At 75.2% G+C, this 11,767-nt stretch carries 8 protein-coding genes; 3 read left to right on the top strand and 5 right to left on the bottom strand.

Annotation, left to right across the window (positions count from 1 at the left end; translation table 11 throughout):
- Positions 1-78 precede the first annotated feature (78 nt).
- A complete protein-coding gene (locus tag ACFSHS_RS07970; RefSeq protein WP_376873868.1) occupies positions 79-1,449 on the bottom strand; it encodes a Dyp-type peroxidase in 1,371 nt (456 codons plus the stop codon).
- Positions 1,450-1,452: 3 nt separating this feature from the next.
- On the bottom strand, positions 1,453-1,926 hold the full coding sequence (locus ACFSHS_RS07965) for a hypothetical protein (protein ID WP_376873866.1): 474 nt from the start codon (positions 1,924-1,926) through the stop codon (positions 1,453-1,455).
- A 264-nt stretch (positions 1,927-2,190) separates the two neighbouring features.
- On the opposite strand from ACFSHS_RS07965, the gene ACFSHS_RS07960 reads away from it, so the two are divergent.
- The 3 genes from ACFSHS_RS07960 (at position 2,191) to ACFSHS_RS07950 (ending at position 6,619) form a co-directional block, all read left to right on the top strand.
- On the top strand, positions 2,191-3,225 hold the full coding sequence (locus tag ACFSHS_RS07960) for an aldo/keto reductase (protein WP_376873864.1): 1,035 nt from the start codon (positions 2,191-2,193) through the stop codon (positions 3,223-3,225).
- Positions 3,226-3,326: 101 nt separating this feature from the next.
- A complete protein-coding gene (locus ACFSHS_RS07955; RefSeq protein WP_376873862.1) occupies positions 3,327-6,128 on the top strand; it encodes an ATP-binding protein in 2,802 nt (933 codons plus the stop codon).
- A 50-nt stretch (positions 6,129-6,178) separates the two neighbouring features.
- Positions 6,179-6,619 (top strand): rhodanese-like domain-containing protein, encoded by a 441-nt coding sequence (locus ACFSHS_RS07950; RefSeq protein ID WP_376873860.1) that lies wholly within the window; start codon positions 6,179-6,181, stop codon positions 6,617-6,619.
- 257 nt (positions 6,620-6,876) lie between these two features.
- On the opposite strand, the gene ACFSHS_RS07945 is transcribed toward ACFSHS_RS07950, so the two are convergent.
- The 3 genes from ACFSHS_RS07945 to ACFSHS_RS07935 form a co-directional block, all read right to left on the bottom strand.
- The gene (locus ACFSHS_RS07945) at positions 6,877-7,788 is read right to left on the bottom strand and encodes an SDR family oxidoreductase (RefSeq protein WP_376873858.1); all 912 of its coding nucleotides are present in this window, start codon (positions 7,786-7,788) and stop codon (positions 6,877-6,879) included.
- 72 nt (positions 7,789-7,860) lie between these two features.
- Positions 7,861-10,482 carry a LuxR C-terminal-related transcriptional regulator gene (locus ACFSHS_RS07940; protein ID WP_376873856.1) on the bottom strand — a complete coding sequence of 874 codons (2,622 nt, stop codon included), beginning with the start codon at positions 10,480-10,482 and terminating at the stop codon, positions 7,861-7,863.
- A 212-nt stretch (positions 10,483-10,694) separates the two neighbouring features.
- Positions 10,695-11,693: an MsnO8 family LLM class oxidoreductase gene (locus tag ACFSHS_RS07935; RefSeq protein WP_376873854.1), complete on the bottom strand. Its 999-nt coding sequence runs from the start codon at positions 11,691-11,693 to the stop codon at positions 10,695-10,697.
- Positions 11,694-11,767 lie beyond the last annotated feature (74 nt).

The following is an 11,767-nucleotide window of genomic DNA, read 5'->3' as shown; positions in this document are numbered from 1 at the left end:
GCCGCGGGCCTGCCCGTCACCGAGCCGGGCGCCCCGGCGGGACCGGTGATGGACGGTCAGCGGTCCTCGGCCCCACGCTCAGGGAGCGTTGCTGCCCGGTTCGTCGGACAGGGCGGCGAGGTGCCGGAGAGCGGTCACGCTCGGGAGGAAGAAGTAGGCGCCGCCGCGCGTGGTGACCAGGCGCGGCAGGTCGGTGAGCACCGTGCGCCCGCCCGGTCCCGGTATCGAGAAGGTGCCGGCCCCGTCGTCGTTGGCGCCGATGATGGGGTCCTTGGACCGGCCCAGCCCGGGAGCGAAGAGCCCGTCGTTGGCCCAGTCGGCCATGAGGAACTCGAACTGGTCGCGCAGGCTCACCCCGATGAACAGGCCCAGCAGCCCGCGCTCCACGCCGTCGTGCGCCCGGGTCGGGTCGAAGGCCGGCCCGTAGGTGAGCCCCCGGCGGACGATCCGGTGCTTGTGCCCCCCGTTCCCGGCGACCCGGGAGCCGCGCGGATACATGCGGCGGATGTGCGCACCGACGGGACAGGCCAGGCCCCGCTCGTCGCCGAACCGCCCGACGTAGTCGAAGTCGTTGAGCTGGTCGGGGGAGAGGGCGGGCTGCGGGGTGTCCGTGTCGGGGGAGAGGACGAGCGGGGTCCCGTTGCGCCACCGGCCGCAGATCTTGGCGGCGATCTGCTCCGGGGGCAGATTCGTCCGACGGCTCTGCTCGGTGAGCAGCTCGTGGAAGGCGTCGACGTCCTGGGCCAGCATCCGGAAGGCGGCGAAGCTGCCGTTGCGGCCCAGCGCCTCCGGTGTCGGCACCGGATAGCTGAATCCGACGTGCTGGCTGGGATGCCCGAGCAGGAACTCACCGGTCGGGGCGACCGGCATGGTGTCCGGCGGCCCCGTGGGCGGAGCCGATGCGATGGTCGGCTGGGAGATGCCGTCGACGTACCCGAAGTGGTCCACCCGCGCGCCCAGCAGGGCGGCGTCGAGCCGGCAGAGCTCGGCCAGGCCGCTGCCGGACGTGCGGACGACGGCGTCGGTCGCGCGGGTCAGTGCCGCGTCGTCCTGGGCGAACACGGACACCAGCAGGTGCAGCCCGCGGTCGGTGAACGCGGGCAGCCAGTGGGCCGGGGCGCTGGTACCGACGTCGCCCACCCGCTGGGCCCGGGCAGCGGCGCCGGCCGCGAACTCCTCGGGGAAGCTCGCCAGCGACTCCGCCGGAACGCCGAGGGCCCGCAGCCCGGCGAAGGTGACCCCGACGTTCAGGCAGGAGTCCGGCTTGGTCGCCCACGGCGCCGCGCTGGTCACCTGCGGGCCGGTCGTGCTGCCGTCCACGAGGGACGCCAGCAGCCGGCGCGCCGCCGCTGGTTCGTCGATCCGCAGCAGCAGGTGACGCGCCCGCGGCATGGTGTAGCCGCGGACGATCAGCCCCTGGACGTCGGCGAGGTCCAGTGCGGACTGCACGGATCAGCCGGTGCGGGCCGCGAGGATGTCGAGCACCGTCAAGTCCGGATAGGCGCTGTAGAACGGCGGGACGCAGCCCAGGTCGTGCCCGCGGACGTAGTCCAGGAACTCCTGGCGGTGCGCCTGCACCGGCAACGGCGGTGCGTCGGCCATGTGCTCGAGCAGCGCGTTGAAGACGTCGCCGATGTGGTCGACGAACTCGTTGACGTAGGCGGCGAAGTCGCCGTCGTACGTGGTGATGACGGCCAGGCGGGTCTCGTCGAGGAACACGAACCGGGCGAAATGGACCGTGGCGATCTGGTCCAGGGCCCTGATGATCGGGTTCTGCTCCCGGGGCAGGGACTGCAGCTTGTCGATCGTGGCGTGCAGGGCTGCGGAGTCCTCCGGCGAGCGGATGGGCATCACCAGCGTCAGGGGGCTCTGCACCGTCCCGTCGGTGGTGGTTCGTCCGTTCGTGTCCGGCATGCGAGTGGTCATGGCGTGCCCTCCGGCGTGGAGCGGCTCGATGGCGACCGCTGCCCGCTGCTGAGCGCGGCTGTCTGGCAGTGTGCCGACGTCCGGCCGCCGACGGTGCGATCCGCCGCGCGGCTCCTCGCCGCACCGCCCGCGCGGACGTGCCGCCGCCCTCGCGCGTGAGGGCCTGGCCTGCGCGCCCGGTCGGAGCCCCATCCCGAGCGGCGGGGCGACTTCTGTGGCTTGCTTGGACGGTCGTGTCGTCCAGCACCGGAACGGGAGTCACTCATGGAGTACCGCACCCTGGGGCGCAGCGGTTGCTCGGTCTCCGCGCTGTCCCTGGGCACGATGACCTTCGGCGCGGAGACCGCCGAGCCCGACGCCCACGAGCAACTGGACGTGTTCGTCGAGGCGGGCGGCACCCTGGTGGACACCGCGGACGTCTACTCCGCCGGAAGCGCCGAGGAGATCATCGGGAGGTGGCTGGCCTCCCGGCCGGCCGACGTCCGCGACCGCGTCGTCCTGGCCACCAAGGGCCGCTTCCCGATGGGGGACGAGCCCAACGCCCTCGGGAACTCGCGGCGCCACCTCCGGCGGGCCCTGGATGCGTCGCTGCGCCGGCTGGGGGTCGACCACGTCGACCTCTACCAGCTGCACGCATGGGACCCGCACACGCCGCTGGAGGAGTCGCTGCGCTTCCTGGACGACGCCGTGACCGCAGGCAAGATGGGATATCCCGGGCTGTCCAACTTCACCGGGTGGCAGGTGCAGCGGGCCGTCGACCTGGCCGAGCGCGACCACCTGGCCGTGCCGGTCACCCTGCAGCCCTCGTACAGCCTGCTCGTCCGGGGGATCGAGTTCGAGGTCGTGCCCGCGTGCGAGTACAACGGCCTCGGACTGCTGCCGTGGGGGCCCCTTGCCGGTGGCTGGCTGTCGGGCAAGTACACCCGCGACCAGAGGCCGACCGGGGCGACGCGCCTGGGGGAGGACCCCGGCCGTGGCATGGAGGCCTACGACCGGGTCGGTACGCGCGAACGGACGTGGGACGTGCTGGCGGCGGTCCAGGACGTCGCCGAGGCGCGCGGCGCCTCGATGCCGCAGGTTGCGCTCGCGTGGCTGCTCACCCGGCCGGCCGTCAGCTCGGTCATCCTCGGTGCGCGCACGACCGAGCAGCTGCGCGGCAACCTCGGCGCAGCCGGCCTCGTCCTCGACCCGCAGGAGGTGGCGCGGCTCGACGACGTCAGCGATCCCGCCGCGGCCGACTATCCCTACGGAGAGGTCGGACTGGAGCAGCGGAGCCGGGCCCTGTCCGGCAGCCCCTGAGCCTCGAGCGTCGCGCCACCATGGGGGACGGCGGCCCGCTCGGCGCGGGAGGCACGGTGGCACCGGGCCGCAGGGGGGCCGGCCGGGGCTAGCCTCCGCGCGTGGCGAAGCTTTCTCCACTGGTGGGGCGGAACGACGAGCACAGCCGGCTCGTCGACGCGCTGGCAGGCTGCCGCTCGGGCAGCGGCGGTGTGGTGCTCGTCAGCGGGGAGGCCGGCGTCGGCAAGAGCCGGCTCGTCGCCGAGGCGCTCCGCGGCTGGGACGGTGGCCACCGAGCGGCGGCGGTCTTCCCCGGTGCCGGGCCGTACGCCGTCTTGGTCAGCGCGGTGCCGGAGGCCACCGCGCTGCTCGAGGACCACGGGGATCGGCCTGCCGGAGAGGCCCTGGCCGAGGTCATGCGTGCGATCGGGCTGAGGCGTCCGACCGTGGTGGTCCTGGAGGACCTCCAGCACGCCGACGCTGCGTCCGTCGAGGCGCTCCAGCTGGTCGCCGGGTCCTTGGTCTCGGAGCCGCTGCTCGTCGTGGGCGTCTACCGCAGCGACGGGCTGCCCCGCACGCACCCGATCCGCGGTCTGCGGAACGAGCTGCGCCGCGCCCGTCGGCTGGTGGACATCGCCCTGCGCCCCCTGGGCGAGTGGCAGACGGCGGAGCTGCTTGCCGGGGTGCTCGAGGCGCCGCCGTCGGCGGGCCTGGTGCAGGCGGTGCACCATCGCACGGAGGGGGTGCCCTTCTTCGTGGAGGAGGTGGTGGGAGCGCTCCGCGCGGGTGGCGGGCTGGTGGAGAGGTCGGGATCCGTGGAGCTCGCCGCGGGCGCCGGACTGCCGCTGCCCGAGCGCGTGACGGACGCCGTCCTCGGTCGCACGGCAGGGCTACGCGCCGAGCACGGACCGGCGCTGGAGTGGGCGGTCACGCTCGGGGTCGAGGTGCACCTGCCGACCCTCGCGGAACTGGCCGGTCCGGCCGAGGTCGATCCGCTGATCGACGACGGGCTGCTCCTGGAGTCCGACGCCGGCCTGGCGGTGTTCCGCCACGCGCTCGTGCGCGACGCGCTGTACCGCAGCATCCCGTGGTCCCGGCGGCGTCAGCTCCACCAGGAGGTCGCGGAGCGCCTGACCGGCCGGGGAGCCCCGGACGCCGTCGTGGCCGAACACTGGATCGCCGGGCACGAACCGTCGAAGGCGCGACCGCTGCTGCTCGCCGCCGCCGAGGCGCGCTGCGCCGTCCACGCCTACCGCGACGCGGCGGGCCTCGCCCGCCGGGCGCTCACGCTGTGGCCGGACGGCGACGATCCGGGCGGGCGGCTGAGCGTGCTGGAACGGCTGGGGGAGTGTGCCGAGCTCGGTGGTGATGCCGGACAGGCGGCGGATGTCTGGTCCGAGGTCGCTCGAGGATGTCGCGCCTCGGACGAGCTGGAGCGCGCCGGGGCCGCCCACCGGAGGGCCGCGAACGCCGCCGAGCTGGCCGGCGACCCGATCCGGACATCGGCCGAGCGAGCCGCCGCCGCGGAGGCGTTCGAGCAGGCGGGCGCGTTCGCGGACGAGGCCGAGCAACGACTGGCGCTGACTGCGCAGCTCCGGTCGGCCGGACGCCTCACCGAGGCGCTGCACGCCAGTGAGGCGGCGACCGCAGCAGCCCGGCGCGCCCGGCGACGGGATCTGGAGGCGCACGCCCTCGTCCTCGAGGGAGCGGTGCGGGCTGCGCTCGGGGAGGGACGGCGGGGCGTCGAGACGGCCCGGGCCGGCCTGGAGCTCGCCGTCTCGGAGAACCTGGCCGAGACGACCGCCGAGGCGCAGTACGGGCTCGCCGAAGCCCTGGAGTACGCCGCCGACTACGCGGGGGCCGCCCATGCCTACGAGTCGGCGTTCGAGCTCTGCCGGGCCGATGGCCTGACGGAGTTCGCCACCATCTGCTTCGTCTGCATCTCGCCGTCCGCGCGCTTGATGGGCGAGTGGGACCGGACCCTGTCCGTCTGCGCCGACGTGCTCGCCGACGGCGGTGCCGGCGCGATGGCCCGGCGAGTGGCCGAGGAGGAGTCCGGCCTCATCGCGGTCCTCCGCGGGGACCTGCGCAGGCCGCGTGGCCCCTTGCGCCGGGCCGCGGAGTTCGGTCGTGCCCGGGGCATCTTCGGCCTGGAGGTCGGGGCGACGTGGGGACTCGCGATGGCGGCCGACCTCGAGGACGACGAGTCCACCGCGGCCGCGACCGTGACCAGGTTGCTCGATCGTTGCCGCGAGACGGAGGAGTGCCACTACGCCCTGCCGGCCCTGCGGTGGACGGCGACCTTCCTCGCCGGGCGCCGCGATGCCGTGGGCGTGTCGGCCTGCCACCGGATCACGGCCGCGCTGGCCACCCGGAACGGCGCCCCCAAGGTGCTCTCGGCGCTCGCGCACGTGGGCGGCGAGCTGGCGGCGGTCGAAGGGGACGAGGCGCTGGCCGGAGAGCAGTTCGCGCGGTCGGTGCATCTCCTGGCCGACATCACCGAGCCCTACGAGGAAGCCTCGACGCGGCTGCGGCTGGGCCAGACCTCGGCCGCCCTCGGTGACCGGGCGGCGGCCGTGGCCGAGATCGTCACCGCCTATCGCACGGCTCGCCGGCTGCTCGCCAAACCCCTGGCCCGCCGATGTGCCGCCACGTTGGCGGAGCTGGGGGAGCCCGTGGACCAGCGGCTCGGTCGCCTTGCCGCCCGGGCCGTGGAACCGGCGGCGTTGACCCGGCGGGAGGACGAGGTGCTGCAGCTGCTGGCCGAGGGACGGACCAACCGGGAGATCGCCGGCCAGCTGTTCCTCAGCACGCGCACCGTCGACATGCACGTGCGGAACCTGTTCACGAAGCTGAGCTGCTCCTCGCGGGCCGCCGCCGTCCGCCGTGCGACGCAGCGAGGGCTGATCCCCGCCGCCGGCTGAGCGCGGAGGAATACGGCAGGCGCCGCCTCGAAAACCCGGCAGGACGGCGGATGCTGTCATCGCTTCCCCCGCACGACGATCGGTCCGTCCTGGTCCAGCGACCACACGCACAGGAGGAGCCATGTCCAGCACCGTCGTCGAGCTCGTCGCCCGCGCCAAGGGTCAGATCGAGAACCTGGGTCCGGCGCAGGTGGCGCAGGAACTGGCGGAGGGCGCCCTCGTGGTCGACCTGCGCGAGCCGGCGGAGATCGACCGGGACGGCACGATCGAGGGGGCGGTCCTGGCGCCGCGCGGCATGCTGGAGCAGCCCGTACCACCGCACCGAGTTCGACCCGTCCCGCCGGACCATCCTGTTCTGTGCCTCGGGTGGCCGTTCGGCGCTCGGCGCGGTCTCCCTGGCGAAGCTGGGATACGCCGACGTGGCGCACCTCGACGGCGGCATGAAGGCGTGGCGGAACGACGGCCGGCCGGTCGTGCACCCGGGCACCTGATCATTCCCGGCTGAACCCCCGGTCCCGAGGCGGGAGAACCCCCATGGCCGGTCAGCCGTGGGGGTTTCGCCGGTGTCCGAGCGCGGGATGCGGGGACGGGACGCCACGTACGCACGAGCCTCCACCTGCGGGCTGACCGGTCCCTGGTCGATGCACGGGGTCGCTCGGCCGTGGAGGGCCGAGTGGCGAGACATGCGGTGCCGGGCCGCAGGTCGTGGGAACGGTGGCCCGGTCGTGCGGTCCGCCGCTGCGGCACATCACCCGGTCGGCATCCGTTCGCGGGCGGCTCCTGACCGCGGTCGGGGGAGCACCGTGCTGGTCGGTGGCTGGTCCAGCCCGAGACCGCGCGCCCAGAGCGCGTCGAGGGCGCGGGTCGGCAGCATCGCCTTCAGGACGACGAGCGCGTGGGCGTCGGTGCCGACGAGGCGGCGTGCACCGGGACGGCGCCGGGTCAGCCCCCGCCGCACCGCCTCGGCGACCCCGGCGGCGGGTGCGGTCCGCTGCTGCAGCTGCTGGCACATGGCCCGCTGGCCGGCCAGGTGTGCGCGGTACAGCTGTCGGTGTTCCGGGCTGAGGTCGGCGGCGGTCTCGTCGAGGACGGCCATCATGTGCCGCCATGGGTCGGTGTCCGTGACGCCGGGTTCGACGAGCAGCACCTTGATCCCCCACGGGCGCAGCTCGACGCGGAGGCAGTCGGCGAGCCCCTCCAGGGCGAACTTGGAGGCGTTGTAGATCCCCGAGCCGGGGAAGGAGACCCGCCCGTTCACGGAGGAGATGAAGACGATCCGGCCGCGGGCCCCGCGCAGCCTCGGCAGCATCGCCCGCGTGAGGTCGAGCGGCCCGAACAGGTTCACCTCGAACTGGTGGCGCACGGCCTCGGACCCGACCGCTTCCACGGGTCCGGGGACCGCGATCCCGGCGTTGTTCACGAGCGCGTCCAGCCGCGCCGGGAGCACGGCGTCGAGGGCTGCGACGTGGTCGGCGCGGGTGACGTCCAGCTCCACGGGGACGATGCGGGCGGACGCTGCGGCCAGCTGCGTAGCCGCTGCCTCCGACCGGACGCCCGCGTAGACGCGGTAGCCCGCCGCCGCGAGCCCTTCGGCGATCGACCGGCCGATGCCGCGGCCGGCACCGGTGACGAGTGCGCAACGAGGATCGGATCCCGACATGGCACTTCTCCTGACGGGTGCTGGGTAGCGCCGAGCGTGCGTGCCGCCGCGGCCTCCCGAGCGAGTAGTGCGCTACTCGATCTGCCCCTCCCCGAGCAGTGTGCCGAGGGTCGCGCGGTCGCTGATCCCGAGCTTGTGCCCGGCTCGGTAGAGATGTCCCTCGACCGTCCGGACCGACACGACGAGCAGCTCCGCGATGTCCCGGTTGGAGAGCCCCGTGGCCGCGAGTGTCGCGATCTCCCGTTCTCGCGCGGTCAAGGGCAGTGGCCGCGCGGCCGCCCTGATGGCCGGCGTACGAGCCCCCTCGCAGGCCAGGCCCAGTCGATGCGCGCGTGCCGCGGCCGCGGAGGCGGAGCCCTTCAGGCCGGCACGGGTGAAGGCGAGCGCTGCCTGGGCGGCCGCGTCGGCAGCTGCCAGGAGGTCGCCCGTGGCCTCCCAGGTCCCGGACGCCGCGGCCAGCCCGTCCCCGTCCCCGGCGGCGAGTGCCCGCGCGTGGGCCGCCGCGACGCGGGCGCGGGAACCGTGCACGACCGCGGTGAGCTCGCCGAGGCGGGCCGCCACCGTGCCGTCGCCGAAGTGGAGGGCGGTCTGCAGGCCGAGCACCTCGAACGCCGGCGAGTCCAGGCTCCGGGCGAGCGCGGCGGCCTCGTGGGCGATGGCGACCGCGCGGCTGGTGGCCCCGACGTCGGAGTGGAGCCACGCCTGCGCGAGGAAGTCGTCCGGTGCCATGAGGGCGTACGCCGGATGGCCGCCGTCGCTCCGCTCGGCGAGCAGCTGACGCGCCTCCGTGGCGTCGCCCGCCATGGCGAGGGCCAGCGCCAGCAGGGTCCGGCACCGGAAGCGGAACTCGTGCGGCGAGGGACGCAGTCCCGCCCAGGCCTCGCGGAGGATCCGCTCGGCAGTGCGCACACGGCCGCAGGCCAGCTCCGCGTGCCCGCGCAGGACCAGGCCCATGAGGTGCGCGGGGCCGGGGACATCCTCGCTCGCCGCCTGGAGCCGGTGGGCGACCTCCAGCGCTGCACGGACGTCGCCGGACAGCCGCAGGCCCAGGACGTGCCAGTCGCCGAGGCCGAACCGGGGGATGCTGACGAAGGCGCGGCGCCCGGCCTCGTCGCCGATGGTCGCCGCTCGGCCCAGCAGGTGGACGTCGCCGGCGACGGCGGCTCCGGCGGCCACGGCGAAGGCGGCCATGAGTGCGACGTGGTCGTCGCGAGGAGCTGGGAACAGCAGCCGGACACCTCGCTGGAGGGCTCGCCGCGGGTGGCCGAGCGACGCGTCCAGCGCCGCGCGGAACGCGAGCAGCAGCGTGCGCTCCGACTCGTCGGACGCCGCGGCCAGGGCGCCGGCGAGCACCGCCTCCGCCTCGGCCGGGCGGCGGAGCGTCCAGAACAGGTTGCCGATGCGCGCCGCGACCGCGAGCCCGCGGGTCCCCTGCTGGAGAGCCGTGCCGGCCAGGCCGCCGAGGAGCGCATCGGCCTCCTTCCCGCGGCTCAGCCAGGACAGGCTCAGCGCGAGCACGAGTTGCGCGTCCGGTCCTCCGCCGCCGTCCACGGCCGCACGGGCCAGCCGCTCGCCGAGAACCAGGTCGAACAGCCGGACCGCCTGGTGCGATGCGGCGAGGAACAGCGCGGGATCGGGAGGCAGGTCGGAGTCGGCCGCGAGCACGGCCCGGCGCAGCACGTCGGCGCTGGTCTCGGCGCCGTCCGCCTGGAGGCCGGTGGCGATCGAGCCCCGCAGCCGCCGAGACCGCAGGGTGCCCAGCCCCGCGCGTCGGACCTCGCCGTACAGGGGGTGGGTCAGCCGTGCCTGCAGGCGGGCGGAGTCGGTGTCGATGCGGACGAGCCCGGCCGACTCGGCGTCCTCGACGGCCTCCGGGCTGGTCAGTCTCCCCAGCAGCTCTGCCGGGAGCGGCTCACCCAGCGCCAGCAGGTCGACGACGTCCCGTACCCCGTCGGAGAAGCGGCCCATGAGCTCCCGGACGATCTCCGCCAGTACGGGTGGGACGTGCGCCGGCGACGGCTGCCAGCACCAGAGCCCCTCGACCCGGCGGAGCCGGCCCGCTGACACCTCGCCGTCCACGAGGTGACGGAGGAAGAGGACGTTCCCCTGGGTGAGGGCCCACAGCCGGCCGGCGGTGGCGCTGTCCACCGGTCCGCCGAGGGCCTCCCGGAGCAGTTCGGCGGTGACGGCGCGGGTCAGCGGTCGGACGTCGACGCGTCGCACCTGCTCGTCCTTCCAGAGCGCGCGCACGGCGTCCCGCACCGGCTCGCCCTCACGGAGGGTGAGGAGGACCGTGGCGACCCCGCGGACCACGAGTCGTTGGACCAGCACCGCGGACAACTCGTCGAGGTGGTGCACGTCGTCGACCCCCACGACGAGCCCGGTGGTGCCGGCCACCCGACCGATCGCCCCGACGGCCCTGGTCACCGCGTCGTGGGCCGGGCGGCCGGGATCGTCGATGATGTCGGCGAAGGCGCCCAGGGGTATGTCCCGTGACGAGGCGCTCGCGCACACCCACCGCGTCGCGGCACCCCGGTGCGCGGCCAGCTCCAGAGCCTCGCGGGCCAGTCGCGTCTTGCCGACCCCGGCCGGACCCGCGAGCACCAGGCCGCGGGACCGGGAACCCGGGCGGATCGACGCGCCGATGGCCGCCAGCTCGGAGTCCCGGCCGACCAGCGGCCAGGCGCGTGCCACTCGTCGAGGCTACCGACGGCGCCCCCGCTGCGGCTGCGCGGTGCTCCCGTCGCGGTCACCGTCCCCGGTCCACGACCGAAAGCGTGACGACGGCGCAGGTCCCGCCGTCGCAGTGTGGTCGACGGACGTCGTGCCCCTGCGCTCCGGCGTCCCGGACAGGGATGCAGGTCGTGCCGGTCGACCGAGGGGCGGGAGGCGGACGGCTCGGGCGGTCAGGCCGTCCGGCCGAACAGCGCGGCCAGCGCACGGTCGGAGGCGGCCAGGGCGGCCCGGTCGAAGGTGCTGCTGCTGGCGACCAGCTCGGCGGCCCGGGTGCGGTCGAGCAGCTCCGCGAGCCGGCGCTCCACCTGGGCCGGCGTGCCGGCGATCGCCGCGGCGGCGGTCTGCTCCAGGTACTGCTGCTGGCGCGGGGTGCGGGCGGCGGCCCGGACCGCCGCCACCGGCTCCAGCGCCGGGAAGGTGCCGGTGGTGCGGGCCTGGGCCATCGCCCACGCCTCGGGCAGCAGCAGCTCCGCGGCCTCCGCGGCGGTGTCGGCCACCAGCACGTCCAGGCTGATCGCCACCCGTGGCTCCGGCTGCTGCGCCGAGGGACGGAAGGCCCGCCGGTAGGCAGCCATCGCCGCCAGCCCGGGTGCCGGATCGCCGGCCACGCCCAGCAGCGGGCCGCCGACGATCACGGGCAGCCCGAGCTCGGCCGCGACCTGCAGGCCACGGGCGGTGGCGAGCACGTGCAGGGGCACCTCGCCGTCGGGCTGCGGGTGCAGGGTGATCGCGGCCGTCCGGGTGAGGTACCCGCGCAGCTCGGCGATGTCGGCGGGGAAGTCGCGGTCGGTCTCCCGCAGCGCCCGGCGCACGGGTGGCGTGAAGCCGGGGGAGCGGCCGAGCCCCAGGTCGACCCGGCCGGGCGCGAGGGCGGACAACGTGGCGAACTGCTCGGCGACGACGAGGGGCTGGTGGTGCGGCAGCATCACGCCGGCCGAGCCGAGGCGGATGGTCGTCGTCCGGCCGGCGAGGGCGGCCAGCAGGACCGCCGGGGCGGCGCCGGCGACCCCGGGCACCCCGTGGTGCTCGGCCACCCAGAACCGGTCGAAGCCCAGCTCCTCGGCGCGGAGCGCACGGGCGACGGTGCCGCCGAGCGCTGCGGCGTCGGGTTCGCCGACGCGGGTGCGGGACCGGTCGAGCAGCGAGAGCCCGAGGGTCGTGTCGATCACGGCAGGTCGAGCGCTGCCCGGCAGGGGGATGTTCCGCCGGACGACGCGGACCCGTCACGCGGGTGCCGGGCCCG

Origin of the sequence: Blastococcus deserti (assembly GCF_042682525.1) — a bacterium.
Classification (GTDB): Bacteria; Actinomycetota; Actinomycetes; order Mycobacteriales; family Geodermatophilaceae; genus Blastococcus_B; species Blastococcus_B deserti.
This window is presented reverse-complemented; position numbering and strand designations above follow the sequence as displayed.